Genomic DNA, 18361 nt, shown 5'->3' on the forward strand with positions numbered 1-18361 from the left:
CTCCGGGCAGGACGAGGTCCGACCAGCGCGCGGTGGGGTATACGGCCAGGTGCTTCGCCCGCCCGGTGGTGACGTCGACCGCGTAGGAGGACATGTGGCCCTTGTCGCCAACGTTGACCAGGACCTCGGAGCGGCTCAGCCAGAGGCTGGTGCCGTCGACGACGCCCTTCTTCGGCAGGCCGCGGACGGTCACCTTGCGCAGGGTGCGCCCTGTCTTGGCGTCGAGCAGCGTGAGCCTGCCGAAGCCCGCCTTGTTGGCGTCTGAGAACTCGACGGCGGCCACCGTGCGGCCGTCCGGAGACAGCTCGCTGAAGTGGATGAACACCCCGTCGAAGCGCACCGGCCTGCCTCCGCCCTTGACCGGCATCAGCCACAGGTCCGTCTTGACGTACCGGACCAGCTCGACGACGCCGTCCTTGATGCTGATCACCTCGTACTTGCCGGGGATCGACACCGGCTTGGGGTTGGCCACGTCCATCAGCAGGCCGGGTTCCTTGCTTCCCTCGCGCGGGTCGAAGACCACGTACCGGCCGTCGTCGGAGACCGCGAGCATGGCGCCTACGCCGATCCGGTCCTCCTTCACCTTGACGGGGGAGACCGTCCTGTTGCCGGTCTCCAGCTTGTGGACGACGAATGTCTGCGCGCGGCGTTCGTAGTAGGCGAGCATGCGCCCATCCCGGCTGATCGCGAGGGGCACCCGCCGGCCGGCGCTGGTCGAGACGAGCGCGTCCGGCACCCGGTACGTCTTGCCGCTCCGGGTGGTGATCCGCCACTCCACAGCGCTGCAGTCGACCTCGCGCGTGAGCTCGTCGACCTCGCAGGGCGACCGGAACGCGTGGCTGATCGGCCCCGCCTTGCCGTCAGGCAGGTCGGGCACCGTGTCCACCCGCTTCTGCGTGGCCGTCTGGTCGGTACGCGGCCAGGCCATGACGGCCCCCGCCGTCGTCACCACCAGCGCCACGACCGTCGCGGCGGCGACCACCGCCAAAGTGGTGCGCCGCCTGCGCCGATGGCCCTCGATGGCCGCGTCGGCCAGGCTCACCAGCGGGGCCTCCGCCGCGAGACCCTCCAGCGCGTTGCGCAGCCTCGTCATCGGGCCACCTCCTCGACGTGTAGATCCATCAGCTCGGGCGCGATCTCGCGCAGGCGGGCCAGCGCGCGATGGGTCTGGCTCTTGACGTTGCCGATCGAGCAGCCGAGCACGTCGGCCGTCTGCGCCTCGGTGAGGTCCTCCCAGAAGCGCAGCACGATCACGGCGCGCTGCTTGCGGCCCAGCCGGGCCAGTGCCTGCCGCAGCACGATCCGATCGAGCGTGGCTTCGTCATAGGAGGCGCTCCGCTCGGGCGGGTGCGCGCTCGGTAACTCAGGGCGATGACGGCGCCGCCAGGAGATGTACTGGTTGACCAGCGCCTTGCGCGTGTACGCCTCGGGGTTGCCGCTCCTGGACAGCTTGGACCACTGTCCGACGACCTTGGACAGCACGCTCTGCAGCAGGTCCTCGGCGAGATGGGCGTCTCCCACGAGCAGGTACGCGGTCCGCATCAGCGATTGCTGGCGGGCCAGCACGAACTCGCGGAAGCCCTCGTGTTGATCCAATGTGCTCTCCTCTCGCCCCTTCCCAACGCGACCCACTGGCCCAAAGGTTGCACCCGCGACTCTCCGTTTCCCGGCCCGTCGGCTCGGCTTCATCGGCAAGCCTCCCGTGGCTGTTAGAGATTCGCGCATGCGTAAATCTCTGCTTCTGTCCGCCCTGATCACCGCGTCCGTGCTCGTGCCGTCCGTCACGGCGCAGGCTTCCTCCGGATCCTCCGTCACATTCGCCCTGATCGGCGACACCCCCTACGGCGACGCCCAGCAGGCCGTGTTCCCCAAGCTCGTCGACTCCATCGACGCCGACCCGGACGTCCGTTTCGTCCTGCACGCGGGTGACGTCAAGAACGGCTCCTCCACCTGCGACGACGCCCGCTTCACGACGCTGGCCGGACTGTTCGGCACGTTCGACGACCCGTTCGTGCTGACGCCCGGCGACAACGAGTGGACCGACTGCCATCGCACCGCCGCCGGCGGCTACGTCCCCACCGAGCGGTTGGAGGCGGTCCGCCGCATCTTCTATCCCATCGCGGGACGCACCATCGGCGGCCACCCGATGGGCGTGCGCACCCAGGCCCGTGACGCCCGTCACCGCGACTACCGGGAGAACGTGCTCTTCACCCGATCCGGCGTGGTCTTCGCCACGGTGCACGTGGTCGGCAGTGAGAACGACCTGGCCCCCTGGAGCCAGCTGCCGGGCGGCGACCGGCCCGCGGAGCGGCTGGCGGAGTTCGAGGCGCGCAAGGCCGCCGCGCTGGACTGGATCGACAACACCTTCGCCGTCGCCGGCCGTACGCAGGCGCCGGGCGTGCTGCTGATGATGCAGGCCGAGCCCCTGAACACCCCCGGATTCGCCGAGATCAGGGCGCGCATCGTGGAGCGGGCCCGGGCCTACGGCAAGCCGGTCGTCCTCGCGCACGGGGATGAGCACGTCTACGAGGTGGAGCCCGGCTACGCCGGGGTGCCCAACCTGACCCGCCTGGAGACGTACGGCGACACCGCCGTCAACTGGCTGCGCGTCACCGCCGACCCGAAGTCGGCCGCCGTCTTCTCCTGGGAGCCGCAGACCGTACCGGCCTGAAATCGGGAGGGTTGAAGTAGACGCGACATAAGGCACCATTTAGAGGTGCCGAATCGTGTCCTCATCGCCGACGACGATCGTGCCATCCGCGAGTCCCTTGCGCGGGCGCTGGAGCTGGAAGGGTACGACGTCGTCGCCGCGGTCGACGGGGTGGAGGCCTTGACCCGGGCCCGCCGGGACAGTTTCCATGCCCTGGTGGTCGATGTAATGATGCCGCATGTCGACGGCCTGGCCGTGTGCCGTGTGCTGCGCGCCGAGGGTGACCGTACCCCGGTGTTGATGCTCACCGCCCGGGTCGAGACCCCCGATCGGGTCGCCGGCCTGGACGCCGGCGCCGACGACTATCTGCCCAAACCCTTCGAGCTCGACGAGCTGCTCGCCCGCCTGCGGGCGCTGCTGCGCCGCGCCACGCTGGCGCAGGCGGCGCACGCGGCGGGCCACGACGACGCCGTGCTCGAGCTCGCGTCCCTCCGCGTCGACCCCACCGCACGGCGGGCCTGGTGGGCCGACGCGGAGCTGCAGCTGACGAAGACCGAGTTCGACCTGCTGGAGCTCATGGTGCACAACGCGGGGATCGTGCTGGACCACTCGACGATCTACCAGCGGATCTGGGGCTACGACTTCGGCCCGGACTCCAAGAACCTGGCGGTCTACATCGGCTATCTGCGCCGGAAGCTGGCCGAAGCCGGCGGGCACGACGTGATCCAGACGGTGCGCGGCGTGGGCTACGTGGTCCGGCGGCCATGAGCCTGCGCTCGCGATTCGCACTCGCCTTCGCCGTGGTCGCCGCCGTGGTGTCGTCGCTGGTCGGCGTGCTCAGCTACGGCGCCGCCTCCGAGCGCATCACAGCGGAGATCGACCGCTCCTTGCGGGACACCACGGCCATCCTGGCCAACGACAAGGATCAGGCGCCGGAGCTCCCCGCCAGCCTGGCCATGCGCCCCCCACCCAGCCGGGACGACGACGACAGGTATGAGATGGTCGCGCAGGCCGTGGCCCGCGACGGCACGGCCCGGCATCTGGGCGGCGCGACCATCACGCTGCCGGTCTCCGACGTCACCCGCGCCCTTGCCGCCTCCGCCGCCCCCGGGGGCACGCACACCGCCGAGGTCTTCGTCGACTCGCACTGCTATCGCCAGCTGACCACCGCTCTCGGCGGGGGCCGCGGAGCCCTGCAGGTCGCGATCCACTTCGACCCCACCTACCGCCTGCTGGGCAGCGTGGCCAACGAGATCGCGGCGCTCAGCCTCGCGGTCATGCTCGTCGCCGCGGCCCTGGGCTGGCTGGTCGCCGGGCGCATCACCCGGCGCCTGGTACGGCTCGCCAAGGTGGCCGAAGAGGTCAGCGTCCACGGGCCCGTGGAGCGTAAGGTGCCGGTGGACGGCTCCGACGAGGTCGGCCGGCTCTCGGCCGCGTTCAACACGATGCTCGCCCGCCTCGCCGCCGCCCGCGAGGCCCAGGACAGGCTGGTGGAGGACGCCGCCCACGAGCTGCGGACCCCGCTGACCAGCCTGCGCACCAACACCAGTGTGCTGCGCCGCTACGCCGAGCTCTCCCCCGACGCCCGCGGCCGGCTCCTCGACGACGTCGAGGGCGAGGCGCGTGAGCTCAGCCACCTGGTCGACGAGCTCGTCGAGCTCGCACTCGCCCGGTACAACAACGAGGCCGAGGCGCCCGTGAGCCTGGCCGCGGCCGCCCACGGCGCCGCGCAGCGCCTGCGCAGGCGCGCCGGCCGGCCGGTGCGGATCGACGCCGACGACTCCGTGGTCCGCGGTCGCCGCCAGCGACTCGAACGCGCGATCAGCAACCTGCTGGAGAACGCCGCCAAGTTCGACGACGGCGCCGAGCCCATCGAGGTCCACATCTGCCAGGGCACGATCACCGTCTCCGACCGCGGGCCCGGCATCCCCGCCGACGACGCGGCACGGGTGTTCGACCGGTTCTACCGGGCCGGCACCGCCCGCGGCCTGCCCGGGTCCGGGCTGGGCCTGGCCATCGTGCGCGAGGTCGCCGAGTCGCACGGCGGCGCGGTCTTCGCCAGAGCCCGGCCCGGCGGCGGGGCAGCGGTCGGGTTCACGGTGAACGGGTCCCGTCTGTCGCCGCCGATCAATGGTTCACCGTGACGACGATCTTGCCCACCTGGTCGCCGGCCTCCAGATAACGATGCGCTGCGACGATCTCGTCCAGGCCGAAGACCCGGTCCACGACGGGCTCGAAGGCGCCGCTCCGCAGGCCGGAGGAGACGAACGCCGCGGCCCGGCGTAGCCGCTCCGGGTCGGTCGTCGTCTCGTGGACAGTGTAGGTACGCATGTTCAGGGCGGGCATGCCGAGCGCGAACCCCGGATGGGGGGTCGCCTCACCGCTCAGCGCACCGTATTCGATGAGCGTGCCGCCAGGGGCGACCACTTTGGCCAGATCCACCACTCCGGGGCCCGCGATGGCGTCGAAGACGAACTCGGCGCCTCGTCCCGCGGTCAGGTCGAGCACGCCGGCGGCGACGTCTTCCTCCCCGGTGACGATCACCTCGGCCGCCCCCGCCTTGCGAAGCCGTTCGGCCTTGGCCCTGGTGCGGGTGGTGGCGATGGGCACCGCGCCGACACGGTTGGCGACCTGGATCGCGGCCAGTCCCACGCTGCTGGAGGCCGCGGTCAGCACGACCGTGTCGCCGACCCGCATCCCGCCGACCTCCACCAGCGCCCCATAGGCCGTCACGTACGGCATCCACACCGCCGCACCCTCGACCGCGCCGACCCCGTCGGGGCGATGGAGCACCGCGGCCGCGGGGACGATCGCGCGCTCGGCGTAGACGCCGTAGTCGTTCATCGAGAACGCGGGCACCACGCTGACCGGCTGCCCGGCCTCCAATCCCGCCACGTCCGCCCCGACGGCCTCGACCACTCCGGCCGCCTCGGTGCCGAGCCGGGCGGGGAACTCCTTGACCGGCTCGATGTAGTGGCCGCCGCGGAACAACACTTCGGCCCGGTTGAGCCCGATCGCGTCCACCCGGATCACCACCTCACCGGGACCGGGCTCGCCGACCTCCACGTCCTCCAGTCGCAGCACGTCCGGACCGCCGAGCTCGTGGAACCGCACCGTTTTGACCATCACCCATCACCCCTTCACGCTCGGGTCCTCACTCAAGCGGAAAGTACGATCTCTGTCAAACTTCGATGGTCATCGTACTTCGATGGGTGTCGTACGATGGCGAGGTGGCAACGCGGCAAGCAGGGCGGGACCGCATCCCGCCCCACCCGGACATCCAGACGATCACTCTGCAGCAGGTGCTCGAGGCCCTGGTCGACCCGGTGCGCCGCCGGATCGTCGGCGAGCTCTACGCCGCCGGCCAGGACATGCGCTGCGGCACCTTCGACCTGCCGGTGAGCAAGTCCACGGCCACCCACCACTTCAATGTGCTGCGTGAGGCCGGCCTCATCCGGCAGTACTACGTGGGCACCTCCCGCATGAACGCACTGCGCCGCGACGAGATCGACGAAGCCTTCCCGGGACTGCTCCGCGCCCTGTCAGGACGGGAGTGACGGCGCGGCTCGTCGACCCGCTCACCCTTGAGGTGCAGGTTGACCAGCCCGTCCGAGGAGAGCGCGACCTCGGGGAAGTCGGGCAGCCCGTGCGAGCGCATGCAGGCGGTGAATTCCGTGACGTCCCCGGCGGGCTCGACGTGACCGTCACCTTCCCCTGACGCGTTCAGGCGGTGTAGGAGAGGTGCTCCGGCTCCACCCGCCCGAGCAGCGGCGCGCCGCTGAGGAAGCGGCCCACCTCGTCGACGGCGAACTCGCCGAGGCGCCGCAGCTCGCGGCCCTGAGCTCCGGCCAGGTGCGGGGTGATCATGACGTTCGGCAGGGAGAAGAGCGGGTGCCCGGGCGGCAGCGGTTCTGGGTCGGTCACGTCGAGGATGGCGGAGATCCGGCCGCCGGCGCACGAGCGGGTCAGCGCCTCGGTGTCGATGAGCGATCCGCGGGCGGTGTTGACGACGACGGCGCCGTCGGGCAGCAGGTCCAGCCGCCGGCCGTCGAGCATGTGGCGGGTCTCTGGCAGGGCGGGGGCGTGCACGGTGACGAGGTCGCTGCGGCGGCAGAGGTCGTCCATGCTCACCTGCTCGACGCCGAGGTCTGACGCTTCGGCGGCGGTCACGTACGGGTCGTAGAGCAGGACCTGGACGTCGTACGACTGGAGCCGCCGCAGGACGAGGCGGCCGATGCGGGAGGCGCCGATCACCCCGACCGTGCAGTCATGGAGCCCGGTGCCTTCGCCCGCCAGCCAGTCCCTGGGCGTGCCCTCGACGGCGGCCGCGTAGCGTCTGGCGCGGCTGAATGCCTGCTTGGCGCCGAGGACGAGCATGGCCATGGTGTAGTCGGCCACCGGGACGGCGTTCGCCTCGGCGGCGGAGGACACGACGACACCCCGCTCGAACACGAGGGGATCGACGATGGCCTTGACCGTGCCGGCGGAGTGCACGATCGCGCGCAGCAGCGGCGCGGCCGCCAGCACATCGGCATCGACGCGGGGGCATCCCCATCCGGTGACCAGGATGTCCGCCTCCGCCAAGGCCGCCTCGGCGCCTTCGAACGAAGTGAACGTCGTCCCCGGGTCGATGTCGACCAGTTGCCTCAATCGGGTGACGAGGTCAGGAGGGAAGACGCCGCTGAGCGCCCAGGGGGCGATGGCGAAGACCGCGACGGGTCGCCGTGGCACGGAGTGAGCTCCTATCGGTGGATGTAAACGGTTTCACCACTCTACGGGCGCGTCGATCAACGAGCGGCCGCGGGCCCGCGTCAACGTCCGGACGCGGAGACGTCGCTCAGGCGTACCGTCACCGTTCGCACGCCGGGACGTCGCCCAGGCGCACCGTCACCGTCTCCCCGGCGGGCAGCGTCAGGACGACCAGGGCGCCGTCGACCCGCACGCCGGGCACGGGCGGCTCCTCTTCCGTGACCGCGAGCCGCACGAGGCTGACGTAGACCGCGGTGCCGCCGGGATGGGCGTCGGCGATGACGTACGGCGTTGCCGAGTGCGCGCCGAAGGCGTTGGCGCCTTCGGCCGTCACCAGGCCCGCGCCCGTGTAACCGTGCAGGCCGTGCACGGCGCTGCTCAGCCCGTCCGGCCGCCGGGCCAGCGCCACGCCGTCGCCTTCGCGCAGGTCGAGGGGAACCGCCGCGGCCAGGGCGTGGCCGCCGTCCCGCACCTGATGTCCGGCGGGTGCCGTGACCTGGTGAATCCTGATCTCCGCCGCGCCGTCGACGACCGACGCCGTCACCACCCGGACCGCGCCGTCCTGGTAGGCGGAGGCGGCGAACCGATCCGACACGGCCAGGGGTTCAATGTGCCGCCTGCGTGAGGCGGTCCCGTCGGGTGCGATGACGGCCAGGTGGTTGTCCACGCCGGACGCCTTCTCCCCCACCTCGGGTCCCGTGTGGCTGGTGTAGGCGAACTTGAGGTAGTGCGGGTCGGGCGGCCCGTTCGGGTCCTGGACGCGATCCCGGTCGCTGCCGTGGTTGACCAGCCGCACGACGCCGTCCGCGCGGGTGGCGTGCAGCAGCCAGCCGGGCGCGGTCATGGCCACCGTCTGGTCGGCGAGGTCGACCGGGGCGGCCTCCTCCGGGTCCGTCCAGGCCGGGTGCCCGGGCGGGAGCAGCAGGCCGAGGAATGCCTTGCTCGCCCAGTACGGCGACGCCGGACCCGAGTAGTCCTGCGTGACCGGCAGGAACGGCTCGTACCAGCCGAGGGTGAGCAGCCCGCGCTCGTCCGGCACGCCCCGCTCGGCGAAGTGGCGCAGCACGCCGCTGGCGATGCGCCGGGTCCGGCCGGGCGGAAGCGGCGAGGCGCCGGTCAGCGCGCCCAGCCACAGCGGCGCCACCGTCGCGAACCGGTAGGTCAGGGAGCGCCCCTGGTGCACCGGGCCGCCGTCGGCGGCGAAGAGGTGCTGGTAGTGGCCGAGGAAGCGGTGCAGCCGTGCCGCGTAGAGCTCCTGCCTGGCGGTGTCGCCGGCCATCCGTGCCCACAACGACGGATACAGGTGCATCGCCCAGCCGCAGTAGTAGTCGTAGTTCTTGCCCGTGCCGTCGGAGTACCAGCCGTCGCCGACGTACCACTCCTCGATCCGCTCCAGCCCGCCGATGATCTCGCCGGGCTCGTGCGGCCCGCCCACCTCGGCCAGGAACTGCTCGACGACCACCCGGAACAGCACCCAGTTGTTGTCCGGCGTGCGCCGCCCCACGAACCCGGCCAGCCACGCCACCACCCGCTCCTGCTGGGCGGGCGAGAGCCGGTCGAAGATCCACGGCCGGGTCTCCTGCAACGCCAGCGCCACCGAGGCCGCCTCGACGAGCTGCTGCGACATGTCCGTCAGTGCCGGCCACGCGTACGGGTGCGCCGGATCGGTCCCGGCGGCAAGGCCGCTCGCGTACCGCTCCAGCAGCGCGGGCGGCACGTCCCCGCCCGCGCCGGCGATCCTGAAGGCGGCGAGCAGGAACGTGCGGGCGAAGCCCTCCAGACCGTCGCTGACCGGCCCCGACCGGCTCGTCCTGCCGGGCAGGCGGAACTGGGCGAAGTCGTCCGTGGCATACGGCACCACGGACGACAGCAGGTGGTCGGCCATGGCCTCCCAATGCGCCCGGGTCCAGCCGGTGTAGCGGGACCGTCGGTCATCGGGCGTTGGGAGGCGCATCGACATAGACAAAGGAGCTTAGCTTCCTGCGTAGGTGATGTTCGGCCGGGGCGGCTTCGTCATGCCCGCCCCGAGGAAGTAGTCGACGTGATGGGACTGCATGTACCCCTTGAGGGTCATGGCGTTGCGGTAGGCGGGGTTGTGCGCCAGCGTGTACAACCTGGTGCTCGACGGCTGGTTCGTGGTGAAGATGATCAGCTCGTTGTAGGCCGCGTTGGTGTACACGACCTCCTCGCGCCAGTCGCCGAGAATGTCGCCGACGAACGCGGGGTTCGGGCCGCTCGCGTTGACCGCGCCGTAGTTCCAGGTGCTGACCAGCCGGGGCACGCTGCCGGTCGTGGTGGGGTTGTTCGGGTCCCACTTCTCGATCTTGCCGTCGTTGAGCAGCTCCATGGTGACGTCGCCGTCCCACCACAGGCCCAGGTGCGGCCACGGCCGCCGTGACGTGTTCGGCTCGGTGAGCCGGTTGCTGGGGGCGTTGTAGAGGCCGGAGAAGGACCAGACCTCCATGCCGGGGAAACGCGGGTCGATGTCGCCGGCCATGCCGCGTCCCACGTCGGCGGTGCCGGATTCGACGTGCTTCCAGATCATGGAGCCGTTGGCGGCGTCGTAGTAGTACTCGCGCAGGCCGCTGGGGTTGACCTGCTGCACGCCGTACCCCTGCAGGCCGGGACGGTTCGGGTCCATCTTCGCGATGTGGAAACGGTCGCCGTGGATGATGCCCTGGGGCGCCAGCGAGTAGCGCAGGGTGCCGTTGCCGTTGAGCACGAACCCGATTTCGGCGACTTCGTCCGTCCCGTCGCCGTTGACGTCGATGATGCGGGTGTTGTGCCCGTCGGGCATGTCCTGGTTGCCGCGCAGCCACTTCCACTGCTGGGTCAGCGCCGTCCCGGTGAACCTCCAGGCGGTCATCATGAGGTTGAAGTCGCCGCTGCCGATGCGGTTCTTCATGTACGCGACGAGGCTCGGCGTGGCGCCGTCGAGATACCCGACGCCGAAGCGCGCGTACATCGGGCCGTCGGCCAGGTAGTCGGTCGGCACCGGAGCCGTGGCCCGGGGCGCACCCGTCGCGCCGTCGAGGATGGCGATGAACTGCCGGTTGTTGTCGCTGTTGGTGAACCTGGTGCCGTTGCCGAAGGTGACGCCGTTGGCGATGCGGACCGCGACCTCGGCGCGGCCGTCGCTGTTGAGGTCGTGGACGGTGACGCCGTCATTGTGGCCCACGTCGATGGTGGACGAGCCGCCCTCGATGTTGTTCTGGTTGGTGCTGTTCGGTCCCATGTCGACCTGCCAGAGGAACTGCCCGTTGTTCCGGTAGGCCTCGATCTTCTGCGGGGACGTCTGCCGGTCCAGCACGTAGTCGTACTCGCCGTCGCCGTCGAGGTCGCCGACCCAGACGAACTTCACCGGGCCGCCGGCCCGCAGCGGCAGGCGCACCACCGGCTCGGTGGCGTGGTTGGCGGTCAGCGTGAACGCCCTGCTCGGCGCCTGCTCCACGCCGCCGGCCACCGGCCGCACGTAGTAGCTGTTGGCGCGCGTCAGGTCCGCCGTGGAGTCGACGTAGTTGGTGCCGCCGGTCAGGACACTGGAGTTGAGCTTGACGTACGAGCCGCCGGCGGTGGACCGGTAGACGTTGAAGCCGATGCCGTCCGGATCGAGCCCCAGCAGGCGCCAGGTCACCAAGACACTGGTGCTGCCGGAGCGCACGGCCACGACCCCGCGGCCGAGGTTCTCCATCACCCGCGGGCCGGCGAGGGCCGACGCGGTGGACGTGGAGCCGGCCACCAGTGCCGTGCTGACGGCCAGGACCGCCGAGGCGATGACAGCCGCTTTGCGTAAGGCGTGCATGTTCTCCTCCTTGGACGTGCCGGATTAAGCGGGAAGGTGGTCGCCCACGAGGGCGAGGCACTGGATGGCGGCCAGGCCGTACTGCGAGGAGGCGTTGGTCGAGGCGAAGCTGGTCTCGTCGACCGGCTTGAGCACCTTCGAGCCCTCCACGCGCACCGCCTTGAACTCCAGAGTCTTGGGGTATCCGGCGTGGCCGGTGTCGAACTCCTTCCACGCCCGCGCGGCCAGGGTCGCGTCGCCGAGCTTGGCGGCGGCGTAGGCGGTGAGCCGGGAGTGGGCCTGGCGCAGGTTCAGGTTGCCCCACGACTGCCCGGTCTCCGCCTGCTGCTCGGCGGCGGTGCCGTTGTAGAGGCGGCAGTACTGCAGCCACGCCTTGGTGAACGCCTCGTCCCCGGTCAGGTGGATGACCTCGCTGCACACCTCGACCAGCCCGAACACCGAGCCGAGCGAGCCGACGCTGACGGCGGGCTCGGTGGGCTTGAAGGTGCCGTTGTCGAGGTCGTACAGGCCGCCGCCGCGCGCGAAGCCGTTGGGCATGGCGGCGATGGAGCGCATGCTGTTCAGGAGCTTCTCCTTGGCGACCGGGTCGCCGCCGCGCTCCCATTCGGTCAGCCAGGCCAGGGCGAGGCCGCTCCAGTCGGTGCCGGTGCCGACGGACAGGGCGTGCGGGTCCGGCTCGTACGGGCCCGTGCGGATCTTGCGGATGGGGTCCAGCACCAGGAACGTCTTGTCGGAGTCCACGAGATCGTGCATCAGGTCGCCGATGCGCTCGTCGGCGGTGAGGAAGTACATGAACCGCCGGTAGCCGGCGGTGCTGATGCGCAGCTGCTTGGCGCTGTCGGCCCAGTGCTGCACCCCGTGCCGGGTCCCCAGGTCCCGCCATTTGCCGAGGTGGTAGACGTCGACCTCGCCGGTGTGCCGGGTCATCGACTCGGCGAAGCGGAACGCCTCGGCCTTGCCGGTGCGCAGGTAGTGGTACCAGAGCCACAGGTCGGGTGACAGCTCGGAGTTGGCCCAGGCGTAGCCGCCGATGTCGTAACGCCAGACGTGCCGGTCGGGGTCGTAGCTGTGCATGATGTCGCCGTAGTCCCAGAAGCCGTACCAGGATCTCTGCTCGACCTGCTCGCTGTGGAAGTCGAACAGGAAGTCCAGCCGGTCTTCGATGCGGGCCTTGGCGGGGGTGGAGCGGTCGACCGGCGACCAGTCGCCGAACACCTTGGCCGCGTGCAGGTGCGCGGGCGGCGCGACGACGAGCGGCGGCGTCTGCACCGCCTCGGCCAGCTCCGCCACCTTCTCGGCGGCCGGGGTGGCCTCCAGCGCCCAGAACATCAGCTCCGTCGTGCGCGCGATGCCGTACGGGGTGCCGAAGCCCGGCTCGTAGTCCTCGTACGTGATCTCCAGCCCTTCGAGCTGCTCGGCGTAGGTGTCCTGGCCCATACCGTCGTGGTAGAACCGCAGGTCCATGGGCCCGGCGTCGGGCGACCACAACCACACGGTGACCTCGGCGTTCTCCCTCGCCGCGCCGCGGATGTCGAGCTGGGTGGGGTGCAGCTGCCAGAAGTTGCGCATGCCGAAGGCGAAGCCGCCGGTGGGACCACCGACGTACCCGAGACCGCCGGCCCGGCCGCCGGCGTCCACCGGGATCCAGCCGTGGCCGCTCTTGGTCCGCTTGCGGATCTGGAAGCCGTCGGCGGTGAGCTGGCGCAGCGAGTAGTCGCCGAAGGCGGGGATGAGGTGCAAGCGGGAGCTGACCCGGGTGTCCCAGGTCGCCACCGGCGGGGTGGCCTTCCCGGCGACCTGCGCCTGGCGGACTGCGGCGCCGGGGTCGCGGCGCAGGCCGGTGATGCCACGCACCGCCTCCGCGAGCACGCCGTCGCCCGGTCCGGCGAAGCGCACGTGCCGGTTGTACAGCTCGTCGCGCATCGGCACCTTGAACCGGATGCCGAGGCCGCGAATGAAGTCCTCCTTCTCGTCGCCGTCGTAGACGAAGCTGTGCACCGCGCGGATGCCGTCGCTGCCGGCGTAGAAGTACAGGCGCACGGTGAACGGCAGCCAGGACCGGTTGCCGTGCCGGTGCGCGCCCTCGATCCTGACCACCGCGCGGACCGGGCCGGACTGCTCGACCGTCACCTTCGCCGTCCGGCCGGTGAACCTCTCCTGCTTCACCGAGCCGCCCTCGTCGTCCCCGGGCTCGCTCTGTCGCAGGCAGACGAGCTCGCCGTCGCGGGCGATCTCGCGCTCGCCGCGCAGGATGGCGCTCACCAGCCGGTTGCCCTTCTTCGGGATCAGGCACCGGATGACGCCGGTGCTCACCTCGATCTGGTCGTCGCCGTTCTTGACCGTCACGGCCGCCGCGGGCGCGGCCGGCTGTCCGGCAGTGAGCACGTACTGCTCGGCCGGGGCGACCTCGGCTCCGATGGCGTGCGCGGTCCACTTGAGCGACCCGTCCGGCCAGTACGCGGTGGCCCAGGTCTGCAGGGGCACCTGCTGCCCCGCGGCGGTCCGCAACGCGAAGGCCTGGTCCTTGGGCACGGTGCCCTTCGGCCACGGCACGCCCCACGTGGACCCGGCGGCGAGCTGCCGGGGCACGCCGCCTTCCAGCCACCGGAGCTGGACGCCGTCGTCGAGCGCGCCGCTCGCCGTCGCCGGTTGCACGGCCTCGGCACGCGCCGGTCCCGCCGTCCCGCCGACCTGCCCGGCGGCTCCGACCGCCGCCGCGCTCAGGAGAAGGTTTCGTCGGGACATCATCGCCATGGGGGGCTCCACTCGGTAGGCGTAACAGCGATGAAACGGCGCGTTGTTAAACCGTTTACTAAGGGCAGATCGCAGCATGAGCTGTAGTGGCTGTCAAGAGCCCGCTGCAACCATGGGATGCGTTTGCATCGACGACCTGCGGCAAACCGAGCGCACCCCTGCTGGCCTGCATGCCTGCGAGCAGCGATTTGACACGCCTGCGGCGAGACGGAACCATCGCATGAAAGCGGTTTACCCCCACGTTTCAGGAGGTGGGATGGCCCGGCGTGCGGCGTCCGGTGACGAGGGGCGGCGGCCCACGACGATCCGCGACGTGGCCGCGCACGCGGGCGTGTCCGTCGCCACGGTCTCCCGGATCCTGTCCGGCACCTACCCCAGCGCACCCGCCACCCGCAGCAAGGTCATGCGCGCGGTCCGCGAGCTCGACTACGTGGCCAACGCCAACGCCCGCGGACTGGCCGGCGCGAGCAGTCGCAGCGTCGCCATCATCGTCAACTCCGTCGTCTCCCCGCACTACGCCCACGTCGCGCAGGGCGTGCACGCTCAGGCCGCGCTCGAAGGCAAGCTGTGCATCGTCGGCACCACCGGCGGCGACCCGGAGCGCGAGCTCGCCACCGTGCAGCTCATGCGCCAGGAGCACGCCGAATGCGTGATCCTCGTCGGCAACGTCGTCAACGACGAGGCCTATCGCGGGCGCATGGCCGAATACGCCCGCGCGCTGGCGCTCGCCGGCTCGCAGCTCGTCCTGTGCGGGCGCCCGCCGCTGGGCCCCGGCGTGCCCGCCCTCGTCGTCGAGTACGACAACACCGGCGGCGCGTACGCCATCACCAGCCACCTGCTGTCGGCAGGGCACCGGCGCATCCTGTTCCTCGGCCGGCGCGACGGCTACACCACCCCGGAGAGCCGCATCACCGGCTACCGCAACGCCCTGGCCGACCACCGCGTGCCGCACGATCCCAGCCTGGAGGTCGAGGGCACGATGGAGCGGCAGGAGGGTTACCGCATGGTCCGCGAACGGCTCGCGGCCGGGCCACGCGACTTCACGGCCGTCTTCGCCGGCAACGACCTCATCGCGGCAGGCGCCCGCCAGGCGCTGCGCGAGCACGGGCTGCGTGTTCCCGACGACGTGTCCATGGTCGGCTTCGACGACCTGCCACCGGCCGCCGACATCGACCTCACCACCGTGCACGTGCCGCACGAGGAGCTGGGCCGCACCGCCGTACGCCTGGCCCTCGAACGCGCGCAGGACCGGTCGGGCATGGCCGAGCACGTCCTGCTCGGCACCCACATCATCGTCCGCGACTCGGTCCGCCCCCTCAGGAACCAGGCAGACCTTCCCTTGGCTTGACGCCAGCACCCAGTCGGCTCCAAGCCACCCACAAGAGCCGTCCTCCACCATTTCGGGCTGTGGACGGAAAATTCAGAAAAAGGCTTGCCAAGATCACCGCCGTCGCGGCGATCGTGATGGCGGTCGCGTTGCCCGCCTCACCCGCGGCGGCCGACCCCGCGACCGACGAGCGGCCCGACGTGCCCGTCGGCACCTGGCTCGCGGCGCGCACGCAGCCGGCGGTCCAGCTGACCACCTTCACCTACACCGCGACGGTCTCCGTGCCGTCCAACACGATCAACCAGGCTCAGATCGAGCAGCTCAGTCAGCAGGCCGTCGAGGCCGTGACGGCGGGCAAGATCTCCTCGGACGAGCGCAGCATCGCCAAGTGGATATTCCAGCAGATCGCGGCCAACGTGGACACCTACGTCTCCGCGGCCACCCCCGAGCGTACGGTCGACGCCGAGGTCGGCGGCATGTGCACCGGCTGGTGGGTCACTCCCGATGGCTACATGGTCACCGGAGCACACTGCGTCCAGGTCGGCGAGACCGAGCTCAGCCAGCTGTTCGCGCAGCAGGCGCTGAAGAAGTTCAACGAGCAGGACGCCAAGGAGATCATCAACGGCCTGGGCGACCTCGCGGCCGACGAAGAGATCCTCAAGCTCGCGCAGCAGATCTACATCACGTTCAACACGAACAACATGAAGCTCAGCGGCCTGAAGCAGAGCCTGAATGTGATGCAGAGCCTGCCCGGCGGTGGCGTGGACAAGACCGCCAAGGCGGTCCCGGCCGAGCTGGTGTCGGTGGGCGAGAGCTACCCCGGTAAGGACTTCGCGCTGCTCAAGGTCAACGGGCAGCAGAACCTGCCGACCGTGCCGCTCGGTGACGACGCCGACGTGCGTACCGGCGACACGCTGTACATCAGCGGCTTTCCCGGCCTGGTCACGAACACGCCGTTCTTCAGCCTGGAGTCCAAGCTGGAGCCGGCGCTGACCGAGGGCCCGTACAACGCCAAGCGCACCACGCAGACCGGTGTGCCGTACATCCAGACCCAGGCGCCTTCCTACAAGGGCAACTCCGGTGGCCCGGTGTTCAGCAAGGACGGCAAGGTCATCGGCATGCTGATCGCCGGCACGGTGAGCGAGGGCGGCGAGGCCTCCGAGAGCGAGAGCTTCGTCCTGCCCGTCGGCATCATCAAGGAGAAGCTCGGCGAGAAGAACATCAAGCCGGCCCAGGCCATCACGACGACCCGGTACAACGAGGCGCTGAACGACTTCTTCCGGCACCACTACTCGGCCGCGCTGCCGAAGTTCCGTGAGGTGCAGGCGCTGTTCCCGAACCACCCGTACGTGACCAAGTACATCAGCGACACCCAGCAGGCCATCTCCGCGGGCAAGGACGAGACGCCCAAGTCGATCCTGGTGTGGGTGTTGATCGGGGCCGGCGTGCTGGTCGCCATCGTGATCGCTCTGGTGCTGGTCAGCGTCCTGCGCCGACGCCGGCGCCGGCGCCCCGAGCCGTCCTTCGCCCCGCCCTCGTACGGCGCGGTGCCGCCGCCCCCGTGGCAGCAGCTTCCGGCGGGCCAGGCCCAGGTGTCGCCTCCGGTGCAGGGTGCCTACGGGCAGGGCTATGGCGCTGGTGGCAACGAAGCCGCGCACTATGGATCGGCCCCGCACCACGGCAACGCCCCGTACGGATCGGCCCCGCACAACGGCAACGCCCAGTACGGACCGGGCCAGTACGGACACCCCGCACCCCCGCAGGGCCAGGCGCCCCTCGGGGACCAGACCCGCGCCGTCCGCTACGGCCAGTTCATGCCTCCGCCGGACGACAGGAACGCCTGAGCTGGGAGCCCTGACAACCGCCAGGGCTCCCAGGCCGGGTCAGCGGAGCGTGAGTGGCGAGGTGAGTCAGAGCGGCAGCGGAACCCGGTCGAAGAACCAGTACAGGCTGACCGCCACGATCGGGACCGACATCACGACCACGGCCCAGCGGGCCGCCGGCGTCCGGCGCAGCAGCGCCAGCAGCGGGAAGAGCCCCGCGATGATCGCGAGCTGCGCCACCTCGATGCCGACGTTGAAGCTCAGGAGCGACAGAAGCAGCTCCCAGGACCCGCTCTGGTCGATGTCCAGCGCGCCCGCGAAGCCCAGCCCGTGCATCAGGCCGAAGGCGAAGACGACCGGCAGCCGCCACCTGCCCAGCCGACCCGCCTCGCGGCCCAGGAGGTTGGCGAGCGCCACGACGATGATCGACACCGCGATGACCGGCTCGACGATCTCACCGGGCACGTCCACGACTCCCATCGCCGCCAGCAGGAACGTGATGCTGTGGGCGGCCGTGAAGGCGGAGACCGTGATGACGACGTCGCGGAGACCGCGCGCGCCGATGAGCAGGGCGAGCAGGAAGAGGATGTGGTCGAGGCCGAACACCAGGTGCTCGGCGCCGAGCAGGAAGAACTCCCCGGCCTGCTGCCACAGGTCATGCTCGCCGACTCGCACCGTGGGGCTCGCGGCGACCAGGACCGCGGAGCCCTTCTCGCCGTCGAGGTCGTAGCGGACGATCGTCTCGGTGCTGTGGACGAAGGTCTCGGCGTCGGGGAACAGCGCGCTCGAGATCGCATGCGCTCCCCCGCCCTCGCCACCGCAGGCGTAGGAGAAGGTCAGCACCGCGAAGGCCGCCTTGCCGCGCAGGCGCACGTCCGCGTCGCCGGCCATCGTGGGCGTGCAGGCCTTGTCGTCGTACGCCACGGCAAAGCGCTCCGAGACGTACTCGGTCACGGCGTCGCGATTGATCGTGAGCTGGCGAAGTTGCTCGGGCCGCTCCTTCGCCTCGTAGGCCTCGGCGTAGAGCCAGGCCGACTTCATGAGCAGGTCGTACTCGAGATCGAGCACGACCTTGACGTTCGCGCCCGCGCCGGTCACCTCGGCGTGGGCCTTCGTGGTCGCGTCGTGCGCCGCCGCCGGAGCGGAGAGCACCAGGACGCCGGCGATGACGGCGAGGACCACGGCGGACAGCCGGCGCCAGCAGGGCATGTCTCGTTTCTCCAGATTCGGGGATCAGGGCCGCCGCCCCGGTCTCG

General features: G+C 70.7%; 14 protein-coding genes. 6 read left to right on the forward strand and 8 right to left on the reverse strand.

What is annotated here, in order from left to right; translation table 11 throughout:
• The coding region (locus ACTWQA_RS27930; RefSeq protein ID WP_443162034.1) for a hypothetical protein at positions 1-1093 on the reverse strand (1093 nt) is incomplete at its 3' end.
• Entirely contained in the window at positions 1090-1596 is a 507-nt protein-coding gene (locus tag ACTWQA_RS27935; protein WP_443162035.1) for a SigE family RNA polymerase sigma factor, read from the reverse strand. The genes ACTWQA_RS27930 and ACTWQA_RS27935, both read right to left, overlap by 4 nt.
• Before the next feature lie 127 nt (positions 1597-1723).
• On the opposite strand from ACTWQA_RS27935, the gene ACTWQA_RS27940 reads away from it, so the two are divergent.
• The 3 genes from ACTWQA_RS27940 to ACTWQA_RS27950 are packed head-to-tail and all read left to right on the forward strand — an operon-like array spanning position 1724 to position 4794.
• A complete protein-coding gene (locus ACTWQA_RS27940) occupies positions 1724-2671 on the forward strand; it encodes a metallophosphoesterase (protein WP_443162036.1) in 948 nt (315 codons plus the stop codon).
• A gap of 45 nt (positions 2672-2716) precedes the next feature.
• Positions 2717-3418: a response regulator transcription factor gene (locus ACTWQA_RS27945; RefSeq protein ID WP_443162037.1), complete on the forward strand. Its 702-nt coding sequence runs from the start codon at positions 2717-2719 to the stop codon at positions 3416-3418.
• The gene (locus tag ACTWQA_RS27950) at positions 3415-4794 is read left to right on the forward strand and encodes a HAMP domain-containing sensor histidine kinase (protein ID WP_443162038.1); all 1380 of its coding nucleotides are present in this window, start codon (positions 3415-3417) and stop codon (positions 4792-4794) included. The genes ACTWQA_RS27945 and ACTWQA_RS27950 overlap by 4 nt, the downstream gene beginning before the upstream one ends.
• Here the strand turns inward: ACTWQA_RS27950 and ACTWQA_RS27955 are convergent.
• Positions 4778-5776, reverse strand: a complete 999-nt coding sequence (locus ACTWQA_RS27955) for a zinc-dependent alcohol dehydrogenase family protein (RefSeq protein WP_443162161.1) — start codon at positions 5774-5776, stop codon at positions 4778-4780. The two genes, ACTWQA_RS27950 and ACTWQA_RS27955, sit on opposite strands and share 17 nt — an antisense overlap.
• A gap of 104 nt (positions 5777-5880) precedes the next feature.
• Between ACTWQA_RS27955 and ACTWQA_RS27960 the strand changes: the two genes are divergently transcribed.
• Positions 5881-6207: an ArsR/SmtB family transcription factor gene (locus ACTWQA_RS27960; RefSeq protein WP_443162039.1), complete on the forward strand. Its 327-nt coding sequence runs from the start codon at positions 5881-5883 to the stop codon at positions 6205-6207.
• 166 nt (positions 6208-6373) lie between these two features.
• Here the strand turns inward: ACTWQA_RS27960 and ACTWQA_RS27965 are convergent, their stop codons facing one another.
• The 4 genes from ACTWQA_RS27965 to ACTWQA_RS27980 all read right to left on the reverse strand — a co-directional run bounded on the left by ACTWQA_RS27965 (position 6374) and on the right by ACTWQA_RS27980 (position 13955).
• Positions 6374-7381 carry a hydroxyacid dehydrogenase gene (locus ACTWQA_RS27965; RefSeq protein WP_443162040.1) on the reverse strand — a complete coding sequence of 336 codons (1008 nt, stop codon included), beginning with the start codon at positions 7379-7381 and terminating at the stop codon, positions 6374-6376.
• Between the two features lie 118 nt (positions 7382-7499).
• Positions 7500-9353 carry a DUF2264 domain-containing protein gene (locus tag ACTWQA_RS27970; protein ID WP_443162041.1) on the reverse strand — a complete coding sequence of 618 codons (1854 nt, stop codon included), beginning with the start codon at positions 9351-9353 and terminating at the stop codon, positions 7500-7502.
• A gap of 18 nt (positions 9354-9371) precedes the next feature.
• Positions 9372-11201, reverse strand: coding sequence for a rhamnogalacturonan lyase family protein (locus ACTWQA_RS27975; RefSeq protein ID WP_443162042.1), 1830 nt, complete (start codon positions 11199-11201; stop codon positions 9372-9374).
• 24 nt (positions 11202-11225) lie between these two features.
• Positions 11226-13955, reverse strand: a complete 2730-nt coding sequence (locus ACTWQA_RS27980; protein WP_443162043.1) for an exo-rhamnogalacturonan lyase family protein — start codon at positions 13953-13955, stop codon at positions 11226-11228.
• Positions 13956-14211: 256 nt separating this feature from the next.
• On the opposite strand from ACTWQA_RS27980, the gene ACTWQA_RS27985 reads away from it, so the two are divergent.
• On the forward strand, positions 14212-15303 hold the full coding sequence (locus tag ACTWQA_RS27985; protein ID WP_443162044.1) for a LacI family DNA-binding transcriptional regulator: 1092 nt from the start codon (positions 14212-14214) through the stop codon (positions 15301-15303).
• Between the two features lie 59 nt (positions 15304-15362).
• On the forward strand, positions 15363-17126 hold the full coding sequence (locus tag ACTWQA_RS27990; protein WP_443162045.1) for a S1 family peptidase: 1764 nt from the start codon (positions 15363-15365) through the stop codon (positions 17124-17126).
• Positions 17127-17192: 66 nt separating this feature from the next.
• Here the strand turns inward: ACTWQA_RS27990 and ACTWQA_RS27995 are convergent, their stop codons facing one another.
• A complete protein-coding gene (locus ACTWQA_RS27995; RefSeq protein ID WP_443162046.1) occupies positions 17193-18314 on the reverse strand; it encodes a HupE/UreJ family protein in 1122 nt (373 codons plus the stop codon).
• Positions 18315-18361: the final 47 nt, after the last annotated feature.

Origin of the sequence: Nonomuraea sp. 10N515B, from assembly GCF_052245915.1 — a bacterium.
Lineage (GTDB): Bacteria > Actinomycetota > Actinomycetes > Streptosporangiales > Streptosporangiaceae > Nonomuraea.

Excerpts from the sequence above, each read along its gene's own strand:
- ACTWQA_RS27995 (WP_443162046.1), bottom strand. The coding sequence starts at position 18,314 with ATGCCCTGCTGGCGCCGGCTGTCCGCCGTGGTCCTCGCCGTCATCGCC.
- ACTWQA_RS27985 (WP_443162044.1), top strand. The coding sequence starts at position 14,212 with ATGGCCCGGCGTGCGGCGTCCGGTGACGAGGGGCGGCGGCCCACGACG.
- ACTWQA_RS27980 (WP_443162043.1), bottom strand. The coding sequence starts at position 13,955 with ATGGCGATGATGTCCCGACGAAACCTTCTCCTGAGCGCGGCGGCGGTC.
- ACTWQA_RS27955 (WP_443162161.1), bottom strand. The coding sequence starts at position 5,776 with ATGGTCAAAACGGTGCGGTTCCACGAGCTCGGCGGTCCGGACGTGCTG.
- ACTWQA_RS27940 (WP_443162036.1), top strand. The coding sequence starts at position 1,724 with ATGCGTAAATCTCTGCTTCTGTCCGCCCTGATCACCGCGTCCGTGCTC.
- ACTWQA_RS27975 (WP_443162042.1), bottom strand. The coding sequence starts at position 11,201 with ATGCACGCCTTACGCAAAGCGGCTGTCATCGCCTCGGCGGTCCTGGCC.
- ACTWQA_RS27970 (WP_443162041.1), bottom strand. The coding sequence starts at position 9,353 with ATGCGCCTCCCAACGCCCGATGACCGACGGTCCCGCTACACCGGCTGG.
- ACTWQA_RS27950 (WP_443162038.1), top strand. The coding sequence starts at position 3,415 with ATGAGCCTGCGCTCGCGATTCGCACTCGCCTTCGCCGTGGTCGCCGCC.